This window comes from Nostoc sp. DedQUE12b (assembly GCF_034530835.1).
Lineage (GTDB): Bacteria > Cyanobacteriota > Cyanobacteriia > Cyanobacteriales > Nostocaceae > Nostoc.
The window spans coordinates 30,880-55,758 of the sequence record NZ_JAVRCI010000021.1 but is presented as its reverse complement, the minus strand read 5'-3'; the positions used below and the strand labels follow the sequence as shown (position 1 = coordinate 55,758).

Below are 24,879 nucleotides of genomic sequence, written 5' to 3'. Positions count from 1 at the left end.
TCAACAAAAGGATGCCAGTCCTTGAAAACCACCTCTTATTGTTCGCAGAACCATGACAACAGAATTAATAATTCTGGGAATTGATGTTAGTAAATCGAGTATAACAACTCACATTTTAACACAGTACCCCAAGGGCGGATTGCAAGCATATTGGAATAAAACAAGAAATAAAGCATCTACTTTATATCCGGCTTTTTACTCCAATCCTGATGCTAAGAAGAGGCAAAAATCAGCTTTTGACTTTGCTGATTATCTAGCAGAAATCAAGGCAGATTATGCAATACTCGAACCGACAGGAAACCACTATTCTAGACTGTGGGCTTCTATCCTGAAGAAGTTAGAAATCAAAATTCTCTGGGTGGGTCATGTGGAACTGCGCCGTTATCGCGGAGGTAAAAATCTCCCCAATAAAAGCGATCTAGCTGATGCTTTAGCAATGGCCGCCTACGGTCACGATCCAGATCACCGACTGGAGACTGGGGAACTGAATTTGAGGTATTTCCTCATGCACCGCCCAGAACCCATCAATGAACTCCGCGACCTCTGTCAGCAACTCGAACATCTCAACCGGGTGCAATCGCCAATTGTGAATTATGCCCGTCAGCTTCTAGCTTGGCAATTCCCAGAAGTGGCACATACCAAGAGTGCATCTAGTAAGGCTGGATGGTTAGCGCCCCTTTGGGGATGGCTAGCGAAAAGGCTGGAAATTTCGCCCGCCGGGAAAACCAGAATCGAAAATCTCTATAAAATATCCGTTGCCAAAGACTACGGGATTGAGATTGATCCAATCTTGGAACTACACGCCGAATGGATGTGTGATATTTCGCTCTACGAGCAGCGCTTGGAGGCAAGAATCACTCAAATCCTTTCTCTGACAGAATTTAAACCTTACATGAGCGTGTTTGATAAGTTCGGTTTTGGGTTACGAGTGCGATCGCGTTTACTCACTAGGATTTATCCCTTTGAGTCGTTCCTGGGCGTAAATGGCAAGCCAGTCATTGAATACGAAGTGCGGGAGGTGAAGAAAACTGAGCGCGATCGCAAAAACGGAGAAACCACAGTCCGACGTTTAGCCGGCGACACCAAACGAATTAAACGCAACCGCAGCCGCGACACTTTCAAAATGCGTTTGGGTATGGGAACGGTTTTAGAACAGTCTGGAGATGGGCTTGTAGAAAAGGCTAGCGGTTCGTCGCTGTGCCGAATCAGCCTGTGGCAGTACGTCTTAACCGGCGTGGAAACTGGAAGGCTACCAAAAAACGAACTGACCAAGGAATTGATTAGCTACCGCGACTCACTCAAAGCTAACGTCACTGAACAAGGTGAGAAGCTGCTAGGTGGTAAACACATTCAGGGAAAACTGATGAGTAAAGTAGTAAACTTACTGTTCCAGGAATTGTGTAAAGTGATTTCCGTGACCTGATGTTAAAACCCTTCATCCAAACGAAGGGTTTTGAACCCTAAACTTTCAGTTACCCTGAAATTGATATATAAAAGAGCAATTTTCAAATGACCATTTACTTTTATAAGGTTTGGCAGCCTTATGGCTGTTTTTCTAACTTTTCTCCCCACGGAATCCACATCGATGGTGCTTACTGGCCAACTGTTGAGCATTATTATCAAGCGCAAAAGTTTGTAGGCAGCAGGGATGCGGCAATTATACCTCTTATCCATGCTGCCGCCACCCCAGAAGAAGCTGCCACTTTGGGAAGATGTAGCACTCGCCAACTCCGTCGAGACTGGGATTTGGTGAAAACTCAAATTATGCGAGAAGCTGTACTCAAAAAGTTTCTCACTCATACTGATATCAGAGAAGTTCTCCTGAAGACAGGTGATGAGATTTTGGTTGAAAACTCCCCAACCGATTCTTTTTGGGGTTGTGGTGCTAATAAAAGTGGTCAAAACCATCTCGGTAAAACTCTCATGAGTGTGCGTGAAGAAATTCGTAATTTATTATCTTTAACAGTAATTTACGAATAATTTAATCAAAAGAGTTACATTCAACATAAAGTCAGCAATTAAACGGGGAATAGTCAAATTCCCCAGTCCAAAACATTTTAAATAATTACTAATAACTTAGTTATTGCTTTGAAGAAATTTTAATTAATTGAATTAATAGGCAAAATGTTAAAAAAATATTTTTAATTTCAAGAAATTATTCCAAAGCCAAATTAAGTAAAATTACTGGAATAGTTTAATGATTAAGAATATAAAATTAGTAATTGTCAATGATTAAAAATTTCTTAACTTTAGACTTGAGATTAAATTTGAGGAGTATTTAATAATACAGCGGTTTTATATATCCCTAAATCCACTTTATAAGGGCTACAGGGAACAAGCAAAATATCTGTTACTTTTAAAACATCCTCTAATCCATTTCCAAAAATACTTGTAATACATGTATGCCCTTAGCAACGCATTATTAGCAGGAGTTTCTGGAAATAGGATGAAAATAAAGTATTGTAAGTTGACAATTCTGATCAGGGACAAATATATAAAAAATTATACTTCAGTCATGGTGTATACAAGCAATGACACGTAGGGATAAACCAAACGAGTTGCAGCAAACCTTTGATCGAGAAAGTTTACTGCACCGGATGACAAAACAGATCAGGCGATCGCTCGACCTTCAAGAGATATTAACGACAACTGTTAGCGAAGTGCGTTTATTTTTGAATGCAGATCGGGTGAAAATGTATCGCTTTGATGCTGATGGTAGTGGTGAAGTCATTGCAGAATCTATTCATGAACAACGTCTGCCATCCTTATTAGGTCAACGCTTCCCAGCTGATGATATTCCAGAAGCCGTTAGAGAAATGTTTTTGTTAGTGGGGCAACGTTCGATTGTCGATGTGGCAAATGAGAAGATCGGGCTATCGCCTCTACAGTCAAAAGAAACTGGCAAACGTCTAGAAACTAATATCTACTATCGGCAGGTAGACCAGTGCCATATTCAATATCTAAAAGCAATGGGCGTGCAGTCTTCGTTGGTAGTGCCAATTTTAAATTGCGACCCCCAAGAACAATCAGCAAAGCCTAAATTGTGGGGATTGTTGGTAGCTCACCACAGTGAACCGCAAAAGATTTTGAAGCGGCAACTAAAAGTATTGCAGCAAGTTGCTGACCAAGTAGCGATCGCGATCGCTCAAAGTAATCTACTCACTGAAGCCCACGCCAAGCAAAAACGAGAAGCTACTATTAATCGAGTCACCACACTATTGCATAAACTGCCGACAATCCAATTACAAGGAGCGCTAGAAGAAGTTATTACTGCTTTTAATGGAGCCGGTGGCAGGCTTTACATTGTAGAGAGTCAAGAACTATACACTTGGGGCGAGCAACCGATACTCTCCTACGAGTTAGATAACAGCATTATCGAACAGCATCCCATCTGGCAAAACTGGATGGCTGAGTTTCAACAAGGTAATATTTGGGCAACTACTGACCTTTATAAAGAACCACGTTTGCGAGTTTTGGCTTTAGCATTCCGTTCTACTCAAATTCGCGGACTCATGGTGATTCCGCTACATTACCGTGAAAAATTTCTCGGTGTATTAAGTATTTTCCGCTCTGAATTTGAAACGGAAATTTTGTGGGCGGGACGATGCGAACAAAATCGGCGACAACTTTTACCCCAGCTTTCCTTTGAGGTTTGGCGAGAGCAGAAAAAAGGGCAAGCACCTGAGTGGAAGTTGGAAGACATCTTTTTAGCACAAGCCTTATACGATCATTTCTCAATGGCAATTCAGCAGCAGCAGATGTATAAACAGGTGCAATCTCTGAATGCCAACCTAGAACTGCGGGTGCAAGAGCAAACTGCTGAACTCGAAAAATCATTACTGTTTACCAAAGTCATCAAGCAAGTCACAGAGCATATTCGCCGTACATTGGACTTGCAGACAACTCTGCAATCCATAGTTCAGGAAGTCCGTCCCCTATTAAATTCAGACCGAGTGCTGATTTTCGACCTGAAGACTAAATCAGTGATTGTGGAAGAAATTAATGGTAATTGGCAGTCAGTTTTGGGAGTGAATACACCACCAGAATGTTTTCCTGATGAGTATACCCATCTATACTGTCAGGGTAGGGTACGGGCAATTAACAACCTTTCAACGGCTTCTATAAGTGATTGTCATCGAGAGTTTTTGCAGAGTCTGCAAGTGCAAGCAAACTTAATAGTTCCAATTAATATGGGTATGGAACTATGGGGCTTACTAATTGCCCATGAGTGTGAGGCTCCCAGAAATTGGCAGGATACAGAAATTGATTTATTGCAGCAGCTGGCAGATCAGGCTGCGATCGCGATTCAACAAGCACAACTTTACCAACAAACCTCACTAGCCGAAACTGAAGCCAGAAATCAAGCTGCTCAGTTAGAGCAGACCCTACATGAACTCCAAGAAACACAGACAAGATTGATTCAGACCGAAAAAATGTCCGGTTTAGGACAGTTGGTGGCGGGTGTCGCCCACGAAATCAACAACCCTGTCAACTTTATTTACGGTAATCTGTGCCACGCCAGTGATTACACTGAACAACTGCTAGAAATTTTACGTCTCTACCAGCTACACTATCCCCATCCCCATAGTGAAATTCAAGCCGCGATCGAAGCGATCGATTTTGAATTTTTGGTAGAAGACCTCCCCAAAATTATGACCTCAATGCAAGTAGGAACCGAGCGCATTCGCTCAATAGTGTTGTCGTTACGCAATTTTTCTCGCTTGGATGAGTCTGAAAACAAGCGCGTTGACTTGCATGAAGGTATTGACAACACCTTGTTAATTTTACAACATCGGTTGAAAGGAAATGCCGAATTTCCACGCATTGAGATAATTAAAGATTATGGCAACATCCCACGGGTGGAATGCTATGCCGGTCAAATGAATCAGGTATTCATGAATATTTTCAGCAATGCCATAGATGCTTTGGAAGTAAGCAGTCAGGGGTGGCAGGATCTGGGTGAAAAGGAGAATCATTCATACTTCGGCTACACTCAGTACAAGTGCCCAATTCCGACTATCCAGATTTCCACTAAAGTCTCAGCAGACAACTCTCGTCTGTTAATTCGGATTACTGACAACGGGTCTGGAATGAATGAAGACGTTAGAAAGCGAATTTTTGACCCGTTTTACACTACTAAGCCTGTGGGTAAAGGTACAGGATTGGGACTAGCAATTAGTTATCAGATTATTGTCGAAAAACATGGGGGAATAATGGAGTGTATTTCAGAACCTGGCAAAGGTACAGAGTTCTGGATTGAGATTCCCGTCAAGCCTCCAGCCAAAATAGTTAACTAGCCATAGGAAGTGGGGGATGAGGAGGCAGGGGAAGAATCACTATTGGTTATTGACCAATGCTCTATTGTTAGTTTCAAAACTTAAAACTTGACTGAGCAATTTTTAAATTCAACCACAAGATAGATGATAATTTTCTTAACATATAAAATAAAAAAATACCTATCAGCGATCCTGGGTGTGCAATATATTTAATTTGATTCAAACTCATTTAAAAGTAAAGTTTGGTTGCAAAATAAATCCCTCCCAACTACAAGTGATAATCTAATAGTTGAAGCTAAGAAACAAGCTTCCCGTGGCAGATATAACAGCTGCGTTTGAAATGTTAGTAAGAGGTATAAGACGCTGTTTAACTTACATCTGTCTCGTCAAAATACAGCAACACCCAACACGAAAACTGCTATTTCCTCAAATGTGGAACATTAGGGGGCACTGTAACTGATTTTCATTACTTGTTTATAAAAGCAATGGAAGTTAGTACATCCCTGGGTATAACCAACAAAGAGAGGGGATAGTTCAGCGACTAGAGGCTTGGGTGTTGTTGTGTTTAAAGAGAAGTCTGATAATAGGGACTCCTCTGGGTGTAAGATTATACGAAGTTGAATAGTGAGAAACAGTTAAAATAGCGCCTTATGTCAATAATTGCGCTCAGAGCGTGGTATCTACAGGATTATGAGCCGATTCCAGAACTGGAAAAACGTCAGCCAGACATTCGCTTAAGCAAAAAAAGCTTGCTGAAATCAGCATTGCGAGCAGACTTTTTGGAAGACAGTGACGAAGTTAAGAAATCAACTTGGTTTGGGCGCTATTTAGAAGGGGAAAATATTGAATTTTATATTGAAGGTAGTGGCGGCTATTGCGTCTCTAACATTGACTTAATTAGTCATGAAATTTATTTCACCAAGCAGGCGGTGTTGGCTCAGTTAGAACCAACGATTTTTTTATCCTATCAAACTGAGTATGCCGCAGCGACGAATATTCTCAAAGAAGAACTGCGAAAAAGTTTAGACGATTTAAACTTGCGATCGCGTCTTCCCCTAACATTAATAGAATCCTCTCGTCCTAGCGGTGCTACTTTCCGAATTAACCGCACAATCATGCGGAAAATCCGTAAGAGTTTGTTATTTATCGCTGACACCACGCCTATTGCTAGTATTGATGGGAAAGAAACCTCCCAATTAATTCCTAGTCCCAATGTCTGTATTGAGATTGGCTATGCCATCCAAAGTAAGCGGTCTGAACAGATTCTACTAGCGCAAATGCAACGCCCAGATTTTGAAGGTGAATTTCCCTTCGACTTGCCGACACAGCAAATTTTACAATTTCAAGACACTACAGAACTGAATAAAATTTTGACAGAGACGATTAAAAACCAGCTAGCACGATTCAAATTGTTTTTTTGACCTAATTTCCCAGTCAGACTTGCTGGCTGTTTTTTCTTCTCAATTTATACTTTACAAAATTTAGCAATAACAATGCTCTCTTTAACAGGAGGGTTTTTTTAGATAAAGCAAAGACTGAAAGTATTGTTATTGCTTTAATTAAAATAAACGAACAGGCTTCTTTTGCAGTTGAGAACTAATTGAGCTTACCCGATCGACCACAGAAATCATGTATTTGTAATCTGGTACTTGTCCATTGGGTACATACCCCACTTCTTGAGCTAAATCTGAAGACGATTCACTCATGACTTTGCGGATAAACTCTTGACGGTTACGTTCTACATTCGGCCCAATCAAGACCACACCTAATGGTACATAGTGAGGGTCTTTAAATAGTATGCGGAATTCGGTTGGCGCCAACTGTGAACTGTAGAGACTTAATTCCGCCTCCGAGACGGCACAGGCGATCGCTTTTCCTTGAGCCACCAATTCCAGTGCTGCTTTGGGTGTGGGTGCAAACAGTATCTCAGCTAGTGTTGTACCATAAAGATTGTAAAGAGGAAGATAATATCCTGTTGCTGAACCCAACTGTCCTAAAGCCACTGTTTTGCCTTGCAATTGTTTAAAGTCAGCGATCGGATTATCTTTACGAACAACGAAGATTGAACGTAAATTACTAATACCTATTAAAGGAAATAGGGGAATATATTGGTGACGTGCGATCGCAATAGCCGCTAAACCCGGTGGAGCAAATACCAATGACCAAGCACGAGCATCAAGGCGCTCAACCGCTCTATTTTCATTAAAAACAGGCTCTAGCTGAATATATGAGTTTGTTTTTTCACCTAAGTAACTATTAAATTTAGCATATTGATTAATTATCTGTTCGCCTCCACCATAGTTAATCACACCAATAGTTAACGTGCCCTCAACCCCACCTTGTGGTTTGCAAGCAACAAATGTAAAACCTAGTAGATGAAACAAAAATAAACGACGGGGAAATCGCACAAACATCACTAATTATGGTTAAGAAAATAATTTGGCTTTCAGGACTAATTTAGATAAATTTGACTGCTGCCTAAAGGGGTTATATTGCAGTAAAAAATTAATATTTATTTAGATCCTGTTGAGATGCTTTATAACAGGTATAAATAAATATTAGACATCACAGGCCACCTTCCTTGCTTAGGTTATGTTAAACAACATTACGTTAAAAAACTTAAAAATAGGTGCTAAATTTAACTTGCTTTTAATATTAGTTTTCATCATCAGTATTTTAGGAAGCGGCGTTGCCTTATCCAGTGTACTTCAAAGGAGAGCGCAAAATGAAGTAAGTTCTCAAGCAGAGATTCTCATCCAAATGGTGAATGCAGTTAGAGATTATACACAAAATCGTATTGCTCCCCTATTAGAACCTAGATTAGATACTAACCCAACATTCCTGCCTGAAGTAGTACCAACTTTTTCCTCTAAAGAGGTTTTCGAAAATTTTCGTAAAAAGCCTGAATTTAAAAACTTTTTTCACAAAGATGCAACACTTAATCCAACCAATTTAGCGGATAAAGCTGATAATTTTGAAACTCAACTTGTCGAGCGTTTTCGCAACGAACCTAATACTCTAGAAATTACAGGCTTTCGAAAATTGTCAGAAGGCGAAGTATTTTACATTGCACAACCACTAAAGATTACACAAGCAAAATGTTTGCGATGTCATTCTACACCAGATCAGGCTCCTAAAAGTCAGTTGCTAAATTATGGCTCGGAAAATGGTTTTGGCTGGCAACTTAATCAGATTGTTTCTGCCCAAATAATCTCTGTTCCTTCTCAAGATATTTTTGCTAATGCCAAACAGACTTGGATATTGATAATGGGGCTTTTAATTGCAATTTTTGCGCTCATAGTTTTCTTAATTAACTTCTTAATTACAAAATATGTGATTCAGCGCATCAGAAGAATAGAGAAAATAGCTCAAAAAGTTAGTATTGGTGATATGAGTGCTGATTTTGAAGAAAGCTCTCATGATGAAATTGGCGGGTTAGCAGAAGCATTTAATCGGATGAAAGCTAGCTTGAAAATAGCTTTGGAGATGCTGAATAATTAAGGCTAATAATCCGTAATTCACATAGAGAAAAACGCAATTTCGAGAAAATCAAGAAAGTAAGCGTTGCTCAAATTGCAAAGCTTTTTGAGGTTCAGGAATTTGTGATGCTAAAATTTTCACAAATTCTGCACGAGAGATTTGTCCAGAAGATTTCATAGCTTTTTGAACTAGAAACTTAGCTATTGGACCAATTAAATTAGCCAACTCACGTTCGCACTCTTCCAGAAATTTTTCACTGAGGACTTTAGATTCTTGATTTGCTAAATTATTTGAGTTAATACCAGATTGGTCGGATTTTACAGTAAGTTCTTGTAATAGAGTAGGTTTCTCTAGTAGAAATGTTGTTTTCTTTTTAAAATCAATTTGTTGATTTTCTCGAAGATGAAGAGCTAATTGACTAATTAATTTTTCCAAATTGGACGCTGATGCCGCAACTTGTCGTAGTAATCTTGAGGCGATGGGGCCGACAAATTCTAAAAGAATTGTTTCTAAGCGGTTGTAACTTTCCCCAGACAGAATAGAAGCAGTCGGATACCCAATTGAGTTTTGTTGAGTAAGCGAAGCTTGAGGCGGTTGTGTAAAATCTGGTACTTGAAGTGATTGCGCTTCTACTTGGTAATCTTTACGATAATATTCTTGCTCTTTGGGTGTCAAAGATGGTAGTTGAAGTGATTGCGCTTCTCCTCTAGTATCGAGATTCTTAAGCACGTGTAAAACTTCGGCCGCAGACTGATAGCGCTGTTTAAAGTGATGTAGCACCATCTTAGATAGCACAGATGCCAACTCAGAACTGACGTTAGCTTGATGCTGCCAAGAAATTTCTCCTGTATCTGGGTCTTCTTCAAAGTTTATCGGATGTAACCCTGTCAGCGATTGTATACCAATAATGCCCAAGGAATAAATATCGCTGTTGGGGCGGGGCTTACCTCGTCCCTGCTCTGTAGACATATATCCGGGAGTACCAATAATAATAGTAGCCCCCGTGTGCCCTGCAATTGTGAGCAGTTGAGTTTGGACTTGTTTAACAGCGCCAAAGTCAATCAGCACTAACTTACCGTCTTGTTGCCGCCTAATTATATTGTCCGGTTTGATATCTCGATGAATAACGTTATGGCTGTGAATAAATTGTAGAATACCCAGAACCTGTTGGAGTAGTTGAATTACTCGATCTTCTGTCCAACGTTGATTGGGGAATAGTTCCGCTTTCAGGGTATGTCCTTCAATGAATTCTTGCACCAAGAAGAACTCTTGGTTTTCTTCAAAATAGGCTAAAAGCCGAGGAATCTGGTCATGGTAGCCGAGTTGTTCTAGTGTTTCTGCCTCACTAGTAAATAGCCGTCTGGCAGTTTTGAGAAATTCAGGACTACGAGTGACAGGCTTAAGGTGTTTGACAACGCATTTTGGAAAACCTGGCCGATGAATATCTTGGGCTATGTAGGTTTGACCGAATCCACCTCCACCTAATATCTGGAGGACTTGGTAACGTCCGTCTAATAATTGTCCTAACATTGTGTCACAAGCCTTAATTCCTCAAATTAATCTTGACACAACTACCAGCTTTGGTAAGGTTTGTTGAGACATAAAGTAGGTAGTGCCAAAATTTCAAGCAAGATTTTTTGAAGATTATATTACAAGTTTATGACTAACTAAACTCCAGATCGGCTTGCAGGCATATTATTGTTGAAGCTTTAATAATTCCTCAGAAATCGCCAGTGCCTCAGCTTTTGAAGTAGTTGTTGGTTGAGAGACTACGCTAACCTCTCCTAATTGAGTTTTATTGACAAAATAGGTTATTCCCCGAAAGCTCAATTTATAGGCTACTGGTGCTAGAGGAACTTCTGCCAATTTAGAATTTGGATCGACACAATAGTTAACACCACGGTACATCAAATTATAAGCTGGCCCAATTTGAGGAACTGGTTGAAACGGCTGTTCTGTTTTTTTGCTGCCAACTTTGTTTTGGTTATATTCGTAGCTCAGACCACGATAGTAAAGTTTCATAATTTTCGCTTCCTAAATAACTGTTTTTCAACAATGCCAATGACTTATCAGAGGTTGATTAAAGAGTTATGCAAGAGCTAATGTAAACTTACACTTTTTAAGGAACTGCTTAAAGGATTAGGCGTCTAGAGTGAAGAGTCATTGGGCATTAGGAGTGCTGAGTTAGGAGTTAAGAGTTAAGAGTTAAGAGTTAAGAGTTTTGTTTATCTCCTTGTCGCCTTGTCTGCTCATTTCCCTCATCTCCCCTGCTCCCCTGCTCCCTCGCCCCCTGCTCCCTTGCTTCCAACCTCCCGTATGCTTACCCTTTTCATTCGGGGGTTACGTGGTTAACAATGGGTTGAATGTTTTTTAAATGATTCAACTTTATGGCTAGAACCGCAAATGAATATGCCGTATACCTCCTACTGGAAAGCGGCCACCGAGAAGAAGTACGTTTTCCTACTATTCAAGAGTTTCAGAAATGGTATAGCGGCGAACTTGTGCCAAAATCTGCTTCTAATGACTTTATTAGCGTGCCGATCAAAAATATTCAAGGGGAATATATGGTAGTACGCCCTTCTCGGATTGTGGCAATCCGGGTAGAACCTATTTTTAGTTCCAGTGTTGAAAGATTCAACTAAATGATGAGAAAAACCCTTGCTTTGCTTTCTTTGAGTCTAGGAATTGCCCTCGTAAACCCTCTCTGGTCGGCTGTTGCTCAGGTTCCTAACTTACTGCCGTTGCCACTACCGACTACTCCCGATCTTCCACCTATACCAATACCGATCACTCCTGAGATCACGCCGCCGCTAAAACCAATTACTGTCGGAAGCGATTGTACACTCCGGCCGACTTGCTTGGGTTGGGATGAGCAAATTTGGGGTCAAAGAGGTAAAATAGGCGATCGCAAAGCGCTGCTGACTTCCATTGATAACAGTTTGGTTTACTTAGCAAAGAAAGAGGCGATCGCAGCATATCAAAATTATCCGATGAAGGAAATCACTCTTGATCGCGTCCGCCGGAGTTTGCTACGTTTCCGCCAACTGGTTGTCAGTTCTAAGTCACCAGCGCAATTACAAGCCGCTGTCCGCCGTGAGTTTGTCTTTTACCAGTCTGTGGGCAACGATGGCAAGGGTACTGTTAAGTTCACTGCTTATTACGAACCTGTTTATACCGCTAGCCGTGTCAGGACTGCAACATATAAGTATCCTCTTTATCGGCTACCACCTGATTTCAGCCAATGGCCGAAACCCCACCCAAAACGAATTGATTTGGAAGGAAAGGATGGTTTACAAGGGAATAAGAGCAAGTTACGCGGTTTAGAACTGCTTTGGTTCCGCGATCGTCTAGACGCATACATGGTACATATCCAAGGTTCTGCCCAAATTAAATTAACTAATGGCAAGAAAACATCAATTGGCTATGCCGGTGGAACTGATTACCCTTGGACTAGTATCGGCAAAGAATTAGCCAAAGATGGCAAACTTCCACTGGAAGGATTAACAATGCCACGTCTGATTAGTTATTTCCGACAAAAACCCAAGGAGTTGAACAATTATCTGCCCCGCTGGGAACGATTTATTTTCTTTCAAGAAACAAGCGGTAGACCTGCTACTGGTAGTATTCATGTGCCAGTAACAGCAGAACGTTCCATTGCTACAGATAAGTCTCTCATGCCACCGGGAGCGTTAGCCCTGATTTACAACTCATTTCCCTATCCTGCCAGCGGTGGCAAACTAGAGAGGCGTACTGTCAGCCGCTTTGTGCTTGACCAGGATACAGGAAGCGCCATCAAAGTCCCGGGCCGGGTGGATTATTTTATGGGGTCTGGTAAACTAGCGGGCGATCGCGCTGGTGTCACAGGCGGTAATGGTTCACTATATTATTTGCTGCTCAAAGAATAAAGTTTAGAAGTTAGAAGTTAGGAGTTATTAATTCAAAACTTATCACTCCTAACTCCTCACTCCTCACTCTCCTTAATACGGCGGATAAGCAAAATCATCTTCATCAGCATAAACGTAAGAGTTGGAAACTCCTGCCATTGCCAATTTAGGGGTTTCTGATTTTATAGGTTCCTTGCCAAAATCTTTGTATTCCTCAAAAGTCTTACAAATCATTGCAGACTCAAGAGCATCGGAAGCAATTAAATATTGCGTTAAAGTCCCTACCGTGGGATGTTTATAGTCTACAGTTGAAGCTACCAAAACTGTATTTGGTTCAATACCTCTTTCTTCACACTCAATGATGGGACAAAAAATCCCGTGAGCGTGGAACAAAGGCCCTTTTGGTGTCAAAGGTTGCTTACGGTAGATAGCATAAGCTTTTTCTAGTTCAGCAACGAATCCACTTACTACTCTGCCTTGTTGATATTCGCAGTAGGTTTTGCTGAAACTTGCTCCGGCTGCACCATTGAGAGTTAGTTGTAGTGGTGATTCATGTAAAAACTTTTTATTCTCACCCACTAGAAAAATTAGATAGCGAGTAAAGGTTTTAAATTTAAGTTTGTCGGCTAAAAAAGCATCATAATTATCTTTGAGTGTACCCAGTTTTAGACCACTTTCCCGGTCTTTAACAGACAATGGCCCACGACGCACTATGACCAAGCGTGGAGTAGCGCTAATGAAGACTGTTTCTACTCCAGAGCTAAATTCATGCTCAACTTGCTGCCAATTATCATCTGGCACAAAGCCGACAGCATTGGCATTATCCAGCTTAATCGCCAAACCGTGAGATTGTATACCATCTGTGCCATACCGAGGATTAATCATCTGACACCAGGGAAGGACTTGAGAAGGCGGTGCATTGAATTTCTCGTCTTCAAAGTCAAAATTAGCAGATGCTTTCATCGTTTTAGGCTATCAAAGTGTTTTATTGAACAAGGTTATCGGCAGGGCGCTGATCCTGGAAAGCCAGTTATATGTGGTTCCCAAAGTTTAAGAACATTAAACTGGCATAGTAGTTTTTCTAGAGTAAGACAGAATTAATCTATGTTGCAATCCCTGTTTAGTTTTTTAACAACAAATTCTTTCTTTGGCATCTCTCTATATCCCTGCAATTTTCTGCTATTTTCGGTCAATAATGGGATCTACTTTTTGTTTCTCTTGTGGTTAAATTCAAATCAGCAAATTAGTAGGAACTTAAAGCAGCGAGAGTTTTCAAATCAGGCACTTCTAAATCAGGTTGACTGACTGGTGGTAAGTTCGCACTAGCCCCTTGCTCTGCTCGACGATTTACCCAGACTGTTGATAAACTTAAAGATTTGGCTGTCACGATATCATGATATACACTAGCAGCAACATGTAATATCTGCTCTAGCGGTAAATCAATTCTTTCAATAGCCAGCCTGAAGTTGTTGAAAGAGGGTTTATAGCTTTTTGCCTGTTCTGCTGTAATTATCTGGTCAAATTCCACCTCCAAGTGCTTTGCCGAAAAAGCAAAGAGATCGTCATCTACATTTGAGATAATTACCAGCTTAAACTTTTGCTTTAAAGTTCTAAGTGCCTCCACTGTATCGGGGAAAGGCAGCCAATGCTGAATCGAATCGGCAAGTGAATTTAGTTCCTCAGCAGTTGGCTCAAAACCAAATCGTTCACCTAATTTCTGAACTACTGTTTTCAAAACTTCTCGATATTTGATATATTCTCCTTTTTCCAGTTCTGCTTCAAATTCAGCAAAAATATTGAGAATTTGCTTGTCATCCAAATTAATGTTGTGTGCCAGCAGAAGTGGCTTTAGCACTCCTAAGATGCCATTCTCCCAATCAATTAGGGTTCCGTAACAATCGAAAGTTAAAGCCTTATACTTATTTAAGTCAATCACCTTTTTATACTCCAGAGCTTGATTAATAGTGTTCAGTTTTCACAGACCAAAAGACAGGTGAACCCATCTGCGTTGGCGCAGTCCGCACTTCTCTACGAGACGCTACGCCTAGCTTGCTTCCACGTTCACGGAGCGTGCCGTAGGCAAGTGGTACGACAAAGCTACTTCGACTGCGCTCAGTACAAGTCAGTGACCACCGCAGGCATCGCCACATCCACTGTTCTTGAAGTCTCTGAACATTTTTTTATATCAGGGCAACGCGGAACTTATAGGTTGTTCAAAGATTGGCAAAGTGAATCGCCAAGGTGGTTTTACCTTATACCTACGTTAGATACCAGTGCTAACCGAAGTTGTATGGGCGTTATCCAAGCAAATTCATATTACATTGATATTACAATATTACTAAGTTTATAGGTGTGGGATAATAGTTATTCCAGAAAGGAAATTATTCCTAAGTATAGTTTGTATGGATGTTAAATTTCAGGATACACAAGCAAATACCACTAAACAATTAAATTCAAGTAAACAGGCATCTCATAGCAAGCCATCCGAAACTTTTTCGATAGCGAAGGCAGTGGTAAAAATCCTGGAAGATATGGGAGTACAGTATGCCTTTGGTGTTTCGGGAGGTGCGATCGCCCCAGTATGGGCTGCATTACATCAAAGTTCCATCCAGGTGTTGCACTTTCGTCATGAAGCTGGAGCAGCTTTTGCAGCCATTGAGGCGTATTTTGCTAGCGATCGCCCGGTTGTGGTATTCACTACAACTGGTCCAGGGATCACCAACGCTTTGACAGGTCTATTAGCTGCTCGTTGGGAGGGCGCTAAGGTAATTCTTGTGTCAGCTTCAACCTCAGCACCACAGCGGGGACGTTGGGCTTTCCAGGAAACCAGCGCATACACTATGCCCAGCACAAGTATTTTTACTTCAGGGCAAATATTCCATTACGCAACTAATCTCGAATATAGCGATGAACTCACAGAGATTTCTCGAAGGCTTGCCCTCGGGCTAGCACAACCAGGAGGATTCGTCGCGTATCTAAGTATCCCTACAAATATCCAGACAAGTTCACTAACAACTTCGTTGCCACGAGTAACTCTGTCTCATGCTGTTGCTACAGCAAGTGAAGAAACAATTGCAGAATGTGTCCGGTTACTGTCTGAAGGGCCCTTTGCCATCTGGGTTGGCTTCGGTGCGCGTGATGCTGCCGAAGAGATTCGCCTGCTAGCAGAAAGAACAGGGGCTGCAGTAATGTGTTCGCCGCGTGGTAAGGGGATTTTTCCCGAAGATCATCCACAATTTGTAGGAGTCACGGGCTTTGCTGGACACAAGTCTGTTTTGACATATATGCAAGAGTACTATCCTTTGCATACTTTGGTTCTGGGAACGCGCCTTGGTGAGTTTACATCGTTCTGGAACCCTACAATGATTCCTGAGCGGGGATTTTTGCATATTGACATTGACCGAGATGTCCCAGGAGCAGCATATCCAGATGCGAAGACGTTTGCTATCCAGTCTGACATAAAAGTGTTCATAAAGGAGCTGTTGAAGCATTTTTCTGAAAGTAATAGTCGCCCAACAACAGTAACGCTGCCTCGGCCTGAACTTGATTTAATCAAGCCATGTACAGGCAGTTTAGTGCGACCCAAAGTACTTATGGATGCGATTCAACAGGTGATTGTTGAAGGAAGCGATGCAGTAGTGATGGCTGAATCGGGTAACTCCTTTGCCTGGGGAATTCACCATCTGCGATTTACTAAACCAGGCCGCTTTCGGGTTAGCACTGGCTTCGGGTCTATGGGGCATTTCGTTACGGGCGTTGTAGGTACGGCACTGGCAAGAAATGGCAAGGCTGTCGCAATTGTCGGAGATGGTGCCATGCTTATGAATAACGAGATAAGCACAGCTGTGCAACACCAGATTCCTGCTGTCTGGATTGTACTTAACGACTCGTACTACAACATGTGTGATCAGGGATTAACGCTGCTGAATTTCAAGGGAATGGATGCGAAGATTACGCCAACGAATTTTGTTGAGATTGCCAAAGGTATGGGAGCTGATGGTATACGTGTTGAAAAGGAATCCGACATCCAAGTTGCACTGGAGAAAGCAATGGCAGTGAGCAGTCCACTTGTAGTTGACGTACTCATCGACCCCACTCAGATACCACCCTCCGAAAGTCGCAATCAGAGTCTAATTTCGCAGGGCGCTAAGACTTAAATTAACCAGGTAATTGCATATGGTGCATCCCCCAGTAGGTATTAGCTCACTCGCCGTGAGCTTTCCAAGCGTTATACGTAGAAATGATTATTACATAGAAAAATACCCTGAGCTAGTAACTCAGGCTGAACAAAAAAGTTTAGCAAAGATGTTCTCGTTCGCAGGAGGTATACCCAGCAACGAGTTTGAATTAGAGATGATGCCCTATCTGTCAGACCCTTTTCGCGGCACCGTTGAGAGGCGGTTGCTAAGTCCAAGTGAGTCGTCGCTGACGCTGGAGTATCGTGCAGCAAAAGATGCTCTCAAGGCAGCAAAGCTTTCTATCGACGATGTAGATATCTTGCTCGTCGCCTCGTTCTTACCTGAACAAATTGGATTTGGCAATGCTGCCTTCCTTGCTCGTGAACTGGGACTACAGTGTGGCGCGTGGAATCTCGATGCAACATGTGCCAGTACCCCAGTTTCCCTTCAAACTGCCTGTGCCTTGGTACAAGCTGGAGGGTACCGCAATGCGCTAGTGGTAATATCATGTACTTACTCTCGCTTTTTTGATGAAGATGATACCCTCTCATGGTTTTTTAGCGACGGTGCCGGAGCTTTTGTAGTTAGTTCGCTCAAACCGAATCAGGGTATCCTGGGCACAAAAACTGTTAACACCAGCATTTTGTGCGACCAATTCTTTTTTAAACTTATGGAGAATGAACAGGGCAAGCATCAGCTCCGTATGCAGGTGGCCAAAGGTACAAACAAGGCGATCAGCGAAACAGCCGCAAGTCTTCTCCGTACTTGTTGCGAAGGCGCTCTTTCTGCTGCTGGTATAACCTTGAAGGAAATTAATTTTTTTATTTTCAACACAGCCTCTGCTTGGTTTGCAAGCTTCTGTACACGTGTACTGGGCATTCGTCCAGAGCGGACAATTAATGTCTACCCACTTTATGCAAACATTGGGCCAGCACTAACTATAGCTAATTTGTACCACGCTGCTCAACTAGGCAAAATTCGCGAAAATGACTTGGTTTTGATCTATGGCTTTGGTGCAGCCAGTTCTGCCTCTGCAAGCGTGATCCGCTGGGGCGACGTGGTGCTAGGCCCTGTTCCGGTCAATGAAACTGATTCGACAGTGAAAAATTCCGAAACTAGAAGTATCATTCCTTGCTAAGATATCCACCATTATTTAAAGCATAGTTAGTGGTTAAATGAAAAAAACAATTCTGACAACAGGATTTTTCTTGTTGTCTTTTATGTTTCCGCTTCAAATCTTAGCTGCACAGAATTATGAGGATATTTATGTCTTTGGTGACAGCTTTTCTGATACGGGAAATGCATTCAATGCCACAAATAGAACCTTTCCCCCAAGTCCAAAATACTTTGATGGACGTTTTTCCAATGGTCCAGTTTGGGTAGAATATCTGGCACAAGACTTCGGATTATCTTTCAATCCTCGCACCAACTTTGCCTTTGGAGGAGCTACCACCGGAGTCGATAACATTAGCGTTCCTGAGTTCCCCGGATTACAACGGCAAATCGCTAGCTTTACAGCAGAAAATCCGTCTGCTAATCCCAACGCCCTCTATATTGTGTGGGCTGGTGCTAATGATTACTTCAGTTACTTTGCCGGGGGTGTTCCGAACCCCAATCAAGCAGTTGCAAATATATCAGCAGCAGTCACATCGCTTGCTGCCATAGGCGCTCAAGATATTATGGTAGTTAACCAGCCAGATTTGGGAAAGTTTCCAGTTGCGAACTTCAATAGTCAAATACCCAGCTTATTCAGTACATTGACCAATGCACATAATTCTGGCTTAAACGCGACCATCAACTTTTTGAACCAGCAACTAGACCCTGATGTCAACATTATTTCTTTCAATGTTAATGACTTATTTAGGAGGATAATAGCCGAACCAAAGGAATTCGGTCTGACAAATGCTATCAACTATTGCATACAAGACTTATCAGTAGTGCCCTTAAATTTGCCCACCCAACCAGTCGCCTGTAATCCAGACGAATTTTTATTTTGGGACCCAGTTCATCCTACAGCCGCAGCTCATCGGCTTATTGGAGAATCTGCGTTTTCAGTACTGAAGCCAGTTTCTGTCCCTGAACCTTCTAATGGGTTAGGAGTGTTGGCTTTGAGTGCTTTTGGTGCAGTTTCGGCACTGCAACGCCGTTATCAGTTAATGCAGAACAAAGCAATTTAGAGGGAAAGTTACATCCATGACAGGTCAATTTGATGGAAAAGTAGCATTAGTTACTGGGGCTTCATCAGGCATTGGTCGGGCAACAGCGATCGCATTTGCACGTGTTGGAGCAAAGGTTGTAGCTGCCAGCCGTCGAATTGCCGAGGGGGAGGAGACTGTACGACGCATACAAGAGGCAGGAGGAGAGGCTATTTTCATTCAAACCGATGTATCAAGGGCAACTGAAGTGGAAGCGTTGGTTAACAAGACAGTGGATACTTATGGTCGTTTGGACTGCGCTTGTAACAATGCCGGACGCGCAATTTTCAAACCACTCATTGAAATGCCAGAAGAAGAATGGAACCAAATGTTTGACGTAAATCTCAAAGGAATGTGGCTCTGCCTCAAGTACGAGATTAGCACGATGCTCAAACAAGAGGGCGGTGCAATTGTAAACGTTGCTTCAGTTGGTGGTGTGATAGGTGCCGCAGGTACTGCCGCCTATAGTGCCACTAAAGGTGGAGTTATTGCCTTAACCCGAGCAGCGGCAATAGAATACGCTAAATCTGGCATCCGACTTAATATTGTAAGTCCCGGTAGTATTGAAACCGATATGTTAGCCAATGTGCCCACAGACCTACTCGCTCAAGTTGCAGCTGGGCATCCTGTAGGACGTATTGGCAAGCCAGAGGAGGTTGCAGAAGCTGTGGTATGGTTGTGTTCAGACGTAGCTTCGTTTGTTACAGGGCATAATATGATAATTGATGGGGGATATACCGCGCAGTAAGTGTGCTCTACTCCTGTTTCTCAACCGCCCCTAAATCTTTCAGAGTAATTTTTTGAGCCTCAGTTAAACCTGTCGCTTTAGTAATATTCATAGCTTCGTAGGGTCTATAGCTTTTCAAAGTTTTCAGGCACTCACCTGTCTTGACATTCCAAAGCTTAATCGTATCATCTTGACTACTACTAACTAGGGTTTGAGCATCGGGACTAAAGGCTACTGACCAGACTAACTTGGTATGTGCTAACAAAGTTTTTACGCAACTGCTTGTGTTAAGATCCCATAGCTTAACCATTTGATCGCCGCTGCCACTTGCAAGCGTGCAATTATCCAGAAAGGCAACTGTGTATACGCCACTAGTATGCCCATATAAAGTTCCAAGACATTTACCTGTGCTGACATCCCAGAGTTTTACCGTTTGGTCAAAGCTGCCACTCGCCACTGTATTACCATCAGGACTTAAGGCGACTGACCAAATCCAGTCAGTATGACCGTACATAATTTGAAGGCAACGACCAGTGCTGACATTCCAAAGCCTTACTGTTTGGTCATTACTAACACTGGCCAGAATCTCACCGTCCTGGCTAAAAGCGACTGCCCATACCCAATGAGTGTGACCTTGTAAGGTTTTGAGGCATTGCCAGGTCTTAGTATCCCACAATTTCACTGTTTGGTCTTCACTGCTACTGGCAAGCATACTACCTTGGGGACTGAATGCAACTGATGTAACCCGATTACTATGTCCCAGCAAAATTTTGAGACATTCGCCAGTGTTAGTATCCCACAACTTCACTGTTTGATCCTCACTGCCACTGGCAAGTATAGTACCTTGAGGACTGAAGGCTACTGATGTGACCCGATTACTATGTCCTCGCAAAGTTTTGAGGCACTGACCAGTATTAACATCCCATAACCTGACCATTTGGTCATTATTGCCACTAGCAAGTGTAGTACCTTGAGGACTGAAGGCTACTGACCAGATACCATTACAATAACCCTGAAAGGTCTTAAGGCATTGACCAATACTGACATCCCATAACTTTACAGTTTGGTCATCGCTGCCACTTATAAGCGTCTTACCTTCTGGACTAAACGCGACTGACCAAACCCTGCTATTATGTCCGTGTAGAGTGGTAAGGCAGCGACCAGTACTTGTATCCCAGAGTTTCACCGTTTGATCATCACTGCTACTTGCCAGCATCTGACCATCATAACTGAAGGCAACAGAATTTACGCAATCAGTATGACCATACAAAGTCTGAAAGCATTGACCTGTACTGACATCAAATAGCCTGACAATTTGGTTATGACAGCCACTGGCTAGAGTTTGACAATCCGGGCTAAAAGCAACTGATTTACTTCCACTATTCTCAACCTGCATAGTTTTGAGGCATTGACCGCTGCTAGTATCCCACAACTTCACAGTTTGATCGTCACTGCCACTAGCAAGCATAGTACCTTGAGTACTGAAGGCGACTGATGTAACGCGATTACTATGTCCCCGCAGAGTTTTAAGGCATTCCGCGCTCCTAGTATCCCACAGCTTCACGGTATGGTCTTCACTGCTACTTGCAAGCAGGTGACCATCTGGACTGAAAGCAATTGACCAGATCCCACCACTATGACCTTGCAAATTTGCAAGGCATTGCCCCGTATTAGTATCCCATAGCTTGACCTTTTGGTCATCACCGCCACTAGCAAAAATATGACCATCGGGACTAAAAGCTACTGGCCAGATAAAACCTGTGTGCCCCTTGACGATAAGCAATTGTTTTCCATCCGCAACCTGATACAGGCGAATCTCACCACTAGTATCTCCCGTAGCCAAGAGTTTTCCATTAGGGCTAAATGCTACCGAATGAATTCCTCCCAGGGTTTCAACAAATACAGACTTAGCTAGATTGGCGTAAGTGAAATTTACATTGCGTAAATTTACGTTGCGTAGATCTGCTTGCCAAACAGTTAGGTGAGAAAAATCATAGCCACTGACATCAGTTTGTATATGAGAGAGCAGATTGAGAATATTGCCAGCCGTATACCCTGGTTCTAAAGGAGATTCTTCTTGCAGTTTTGTAAGAATTTGAATTAACTGATTTTCAATTTTTCTTTTACTTCTTAAGCCATGAAATAAGCCATCTATAACTGGTTTGATGATAAGACGAACTTGAGTATCCTTAACATAGTCTTTAGCCGTCGCCTTCATCAAAGCATGACACCTAAACAAATGAATATTCTGAGTGACAATCTCTTCACAGACCTGTTCTATTAATCTACTAGTTATATACTCCATGACCACAGGCTGAAATGTGAAGAAGGCTGCACTTTTCTCAATCAGCGTCGGCGTTGGCATTAGCGTTCGCGCAGCGTCTCGTAGAGATGTCTTCTCGATTAGCGATCGCCTTACCAGAGATTCCACAGCCTCCATTAATTTTGCTTGCGGTACTTGTGATATAATGTCATCTCGCAATTCTGGAAGCGCCATTGGCTCACGATTAATCGCTAGCCAATACATTATTTCCTTTTCTAAATCTGACAAGCGTTCAAACTGTTGCTCTAAGATATCGCGAATGTCTCCAAAAACAGCTGTGTCTTGTTGTAAAAACCCAGTCACATTACCATCAAAAACATCTTCAATAGTCGTGGCAACTATCTTTAAGGCTAATGGATTGCCTGCGTAACGTTCAATCATTACTTTCCATTCATCTTCTGCCGCCGATAGTCCCTTGAATTTTAAAATTTCTTGCCCTTCCGCCACCTTCAATCCACTCAGTGGTAATGAACGAACAGGTAGTGCTTGTCCTTCTAAGAAGGCTATTTCTCTGGGTTTTTCACGACTAGTCAGCACTAAGCAGCTTTGGTGAGTTGCTTCTCCCACCCGTCTTAAAAGCTCACCATATTCCTCATACCCTTCTCGATAAAGTCCGGCGCGGCTACCACTGCGGAGAATTGATTCTGCATTATCAAGGATCACTAAACAGCGATTATTTTGTAAATAATAGAGTAGTCGTGATACCCGATCGCTAAAACTTTCTGGTAAGTTACTTTCTGTTTCCTGTTCGTCAGATAGAAATTGGATTAAGTTACCCAGAATAATTCTAACAGGCGGTGCTTCTCGTAGCGATCGCCAGATCACATACTCAAAGTTGTCCTGAATTTTTTGAGCAAGCTTTACAGACAGTGCTGTTTTTCCAATACCTCCTATTCCCAATAGTGCAACCAATTGGCAGTGTTCATTGAGAATCCATTGCTCTAGTGTAATCAGTTCTTCTAGACGCCCATAAAAAGTTGAGTTAAAGATAGCTTCTCCCCAATCTAGACGAGTATTTGAGCTTGAATAGTCACTTTTATCTATTTTTAAGTTAAAAACTGAAAAAAGCTTCTCAATAGTCTGTTTGTCAACTCCTCCTTCCCGATTCAATACTTTCGAAATGGTGGCAGAATATAAACCAGAACGTACACTCATTTCTTCAAGAGTATACCGATTTCCAAAATTTTCTTTTGCTTCTGACTGATGCTTTGCTTCTTTAATTTTTTGTAAACCCTTAGTAGTAAGTGCAACGCCACGCTTACGTCTCCAATTCTGTAAAGTCATGTATTAACTCACTGTTCGTTTAATCACTTTTTATTAAAAGGAATTATCTACTAGGTTGCTATGGATATGGGGTAATAACCATAACAAACGAATAATCTTATGTTGCAGGTATTTAAAATAAGGATATACCAACATACTAGGTAATAAAAGTTACGTTCTAGAACAATCGCCTCAGCAATTCAACGCTGCTGCTCAAAAGGCTACCTGGGCTGTAGGACATTGCTAATATCATCTCTTCAGCCGAAAGTTTATTTATTGCACTTGCTAATGGGAGAATTACTATATATGTGTTATTCAATACCTCGTAATTACCGTAATACTTTTGGGGCGTAAAGCTTAAGTTCAATCTCAAAATCTCGATTTTCACTGGTAAAGACAGCTCAGAATTGGCAATCTTGATAAGGAAAGTTTGTATATGTCTAGCTTATCAATCAATGAATAAAACTGCTGCACTTAAATTTTCCCGTTTGACAACCTCCAGTCAAAAAAGAGCGCTTAAGCGAATCACTATAAACTTGGCATCAGATGAAGCCCAAAACCTTGAAAAGTATTGTGAACAGACAGGCAAACTACCAATAGACGTAATTCGAGAACTCATTCAAGCTTTGCCTTGACCTGTTGAACGTTGACGCCAAGTCTGAAAAGCGCCAGTCCAGAAGAGTTATAGCTTAAGTAGAAGGCGTTGTAGATTTGGATAAAGGTTTCCAATTTGACTTTGACGTGAGTAATTGCAAGAGCAGTAATCATAGATTAGATCCTGACGACTGTATATTTGCTACCTCAATGCTGTTGTTTGTTGCGAAAATTTGGAACAATATGGGCTAGAGATTATTTTATGACGAAGATGACCACAGAATAAGGATAGTCACAGAACCAAAAAAATATTCTCTCACTCCTCGTTGTGCAACTCAATAATAGCGATCTCGTGTCATCTTGTTTTCGGCGCGTTGCGCCCGTCGTAAATGGGTGCAGCACGCCAGAAACTAAATTTTTACATTCCTCTCAATCATCGCAAAAAATTACTAACTCTTAATTTAAGACCTCCAATTAAACCAAATATCTAATGCTTATATCTTGAAAATGAACCAAGGTAAAATTGTTCGCAAATCTACTTTTATTTCGTCAGTGGCAAGGCTCGAATAAGTTCTCTAATTACATCTGTTGCTGGCCTGCCTGTCTGTTCACAATATTTTTCAAGGTTTTTGGCTTCATTTGATGCCAGGTTTATAGTAATTCGCTTGACTGCCCATTTTTTGTTCATACTGAAACAGATAAATCGTGTAATCATAACTTCAAATCCTGATTTTACCTTCCAACTGGAAAGTAACCTAAATTTTGGATATACTGACATACCCTTTCAATAGGACACGTTGTAAATAAATATTGCAGATGTGCTTTACTGATTTACTAACTTGTCTAGAAATGATAGAGGAATAATCAATATTTGGTACTTTATCATTTAATTTTTTATCCCTTTTAGCTTAGACTGTAATCTCATACCTACACGTTTACTGCGCGTAGCAAGCTATGTG

20 protein-coding genes are annotated in these 24,879 nt (G+C 41.7%); 12 read left to right on the top strand and 8 right to left on the bottom strand.

Annotation, left to right across the window (positions count from 1 at the left end):
• The first annotated feature begins 52 nt into the window (after positions 1-52).
• The 4 genes from RMY16_RS13200 to RMY16_RS13185 all read left to right on the top strand — a co-directional run bounded on the left by RMY16_RS13200 (position 53) and on the right by RMY16_RS13185 (position 6,697).
• On the top strand, positions 53-1,423 hold the full coding sequence (locus RMY16_RS13200; RefSeq protein ID WP_322736740.1) for a transposase: 1,371 nt from the start codon (positions 53-55) through the stop codon (positions 1,421-1,423).
• 86 nt (positions 1,424-1,509) lie between these two features.
• Positions 1,510-1,980: an N-glycosidase gene (locus RMY16_RS13195; RefSeq protein WP_322666188.1), complete on the top strand. Its 471-nt coding sequence runs from the start codon at positions 1,510-1,512 to the stop codon at positions 1,978-1,980.
• 551 nt (positions 1,981-2,531) lie between these two features.
• The gene (locus tag RMY16_RS13190) at positions 2,532-5,297 is read left to right on the top strand and encodes a GAF domain-containing protein (RefSeq protein WP_322736739.1); all 2,766 of its coding nucleotides are present in this window, start codon (positions 2,532-2,534) and stop codon (positions 5,295-5,297) included.
• Positions 5,298-5,926: 629 nt separating this feature from the next.
• On the top strand, positions 5,927-6,697 hold the full coding sequence (locus RMY16_RS13185; RefSeq protein ID WP_322666192.1) for a hypothetical protein: 771 nt from the start codon (positions 5,927-5,929) through the stop codon (positions 6,695-6,697).
• A 138-nt stretch (positions 6,698-6,835) separates the two neighbouring features.
• On the opposite strand, the gene RMY16_RS13180 is transcribed toward RMY16_RS13185, so the two are convergent.
• Complete coding sequence (locus RMY16_RS13180) at positions 6,836-7,690, bottom strand: phosphate/phosphite/phosphonate ABC transporter substrate-binding protein (RefSeq protein ID WP_322736738.1); 855 nt, start codon at positions 7,688-7,690, stop codon at positions 6,836-6,838.
• A gap of 178 nt (positions 7,691-7,868) precedes the next feature.
• Here RMY16_RS13180 and RMY16_RS13175 point away from each other — a divergent pair, with 178 nt between their 5' ends.
• Entirely contained in the window at positions 7,869-8,777 is a 909-nt protein-coding gene (locus RMY16_RS13175) for a Tll0287-like domain-containing protein (protein ID WP_322666196.1), read from the top strand.
• Between the two features lie 48 nt (positions 8,778-8,825).
• Here the strand turns inward: RMY16_RS13175 and RMY16_RS13170 are convergent, their stop codons facing one another.
• Positions 8,826-10,286: a serine/threonine-protein kinase gene (locus tag RMY16_RS13170; protein ID WP_322736737.1), complete on the bottom strand. Its 1,461-nt coding sequence runs from the start codon at positions 10,284-10,286 to the stop codon at positions 8,826-8,828.
• A gap of 165 nt (positions 10,287-10,451) precedes the next feature.
• Positions 10,452-10,778, bottom strand: a complete 327-nt coding sequence (locus tag RMY16_RS13165) for a DUF4278 domain-containing protein (protein WP_322736736.1) — start codon at positions 10,776-10,778, stop codon at positions 10,452-10,454.
• Between the two features lie 365 nt (positions 10,779-11,143).
• Between RMY16_RS13165 and RMY16_RS13160 the strand changes: the two genes are divergently transcribed.
• Both RMY16_RS13160 and RMY16_RS13155 read left to right on the top strand, forming a co-directional pair.
• Complete coding sequence (locus tag RMY16_RS13160) at positions 11,144-11,398, top strand: hypothetical protein (protein WP_190728057.1); 255 nt, start codon at positions 11,144-11,146, stop codon at positions 11,396-11,398.
• 3 nt (positions 11,399-11,401) lie between these two features.
• Entirely contained in the window at positions 11,402-12,661 is a 1,260-nt protein-coding gene (locus RMY16_RS13155; protein WP_322736784.1) for a murein transglycosylase A, read from the top strand.
• 72 nt (positions 12,662-12,733) lie between these two features.
• Here the strand turns inward: RMY16_RS13155 and RMY16_RS13150 are convergent, their stop codons facing one another.
• The 3 genes from RMY16_RS13150 to RMY16_RS13140 all read right to left on the bottom strand — a co-directional run bounded on the left by RMY16_RS13150 (position 12,734) and on the right by RMY16_RS13140 (position 14,790).
• Entirely contained in the window at positions 12,734-13,603 is an 870-nt protein-coding gene (locus RMY16_RS13150; RefSeq protein ID WP_322736735.1) for a DUF5895 domain-containing protein, read from the bottom strand.
• 280 nt (positions 13,604-13,883) lie between these two features.
• Positions 13,884-14,576, bottom strand: coding sequence for a haloacid dehalogenase type II (locus tag RMY16_RS13145; RefSeq protein ID WP_322736734.1), 693 nt, complete (start codon positions 14,574-14,576; stop codon positions 13,884-13,886).
• Positions 14,577-14,598: 22 nt separating this feature from the next.
• Complete coding sequence (locus RMY16_RS13140; protein WP_322666205.1) at positions 14,599-14,790, bottom strand: hypothetical protein; 192 nt, start codon at positions 14,788-14,790, stop codon at positions 14,599-14,601.
• A gap of 252 nt (positions 14,791-15,042) precedes the next feature.
• Here RMY16_RS13140 and RMY16_RS13135 point away from each other — a divergent pair, with 252 nt between their 5' ends.
• The 4 genes from RMY16_RS13135 to RMY16_RS13120 are packed head-to-tail and all read left to right on the top strand — an operon-like array spanning position 15,043 to position 19,761.
• Positions 15,043-16,797 carry a ScyA-related TPP-binding enzyme gene (locus RMY16_RS13135; RefSeq protein ID WP_322736733.1) on the top strand — a complete coding sequence of 585 codons (1,755 nt, stop codon included), beginning with the start codon at positions 15,043-15,045 and terminating at the stop codon, positions 16,795-16,797.
• 19 nt (positions 16,798-16,816) lie between these two features.
• The gene (locus tag RMY16_RS13130) at positions 16,817-17,956 is read left to right on the top strand and encodes a 3-oxoacyl-ACP synthase III family protein (protein ID WP_322736732.1); all 1,140 of its coding nucleotides are present in this window, start codon (positions 16,817-16,819) and stop codon (positions 17,954-17,956) included.
• 37 nt (positions 17,957-17,993) lie between these two features.
• Positions 17,994-18,995: an SGNH/GDSL hydrolase family protein gene (locus RMY16_RS13125; RefSeq protein ID WP_322736731.1), complete on the top strand. Its 1,002-nt coding sequence runs from the start codon at positions 17,994-17,996 to the stop codon at positions 18,993-18,995.
• Positions 18,996-19,011: 16 nt separating this feature from the next.
• Positions 19,012-19,761: an SDR family oxidoreductase gene (locus tag RMY16_RS13120; RefSeq protein ID WP_322736730.1), complete on the top strand. Its 750-nt coding sequence runs from the start codon at positions 19,012-19,014 to the stop codon at positions 19,759-19,761.
• Positions 19,762-19,768: 7 nt separating this feature from the next.
• Here RMY16_RS13120 and RMY16_RS13115 read toward each other — a convergent pair whose 3' ends face one another.
• Entirely contained in the window at positions 19,769-23,347 is a 3,579-nt protein-coding gene (locus RMY16_RS13115) for an NB-ARC domain-containing protein (RefSeq protein WP_322736729.1), read from the bottom strand.
• Positions 23,348-23,781: 434 nt separating this feature from the next.
• Between RMY16_RS13115 and RMY16_RS13110 the strand changes: the two genes are divergently transcribed.
• On the top strand, positions 23,782-23,961 hold the full coding sequence (locus RMY16_RS13110) for a CopG family transcriptional regulator (RefSeq protein WP_322736728.1): 180 nt from the start codon (positions 23,782-23,784) through the stop codon (positions 23,959-23,961).
• A 500-nt stretch (positions 23,962-24,461) separates the two neighbouring features.
• Here RMY16_RS13110 and RMY16_RS13105 read toward each other — a convergent pair whose 3' ends face one another.
• Positions 24,462-24,608 (bottom strand): ribbon-helix-helix protein, CopG family, encoded by a 147-nt coding sequence (locus RMY16_RS13105; RefSeq protein WP_094348756.1) that lies wholly within the window; start codon positions 24,606-24,608, stop codon positions 24,462-24,464.
• Positions 24,609-24,879 lie beyond the last annotated feature (271 nt).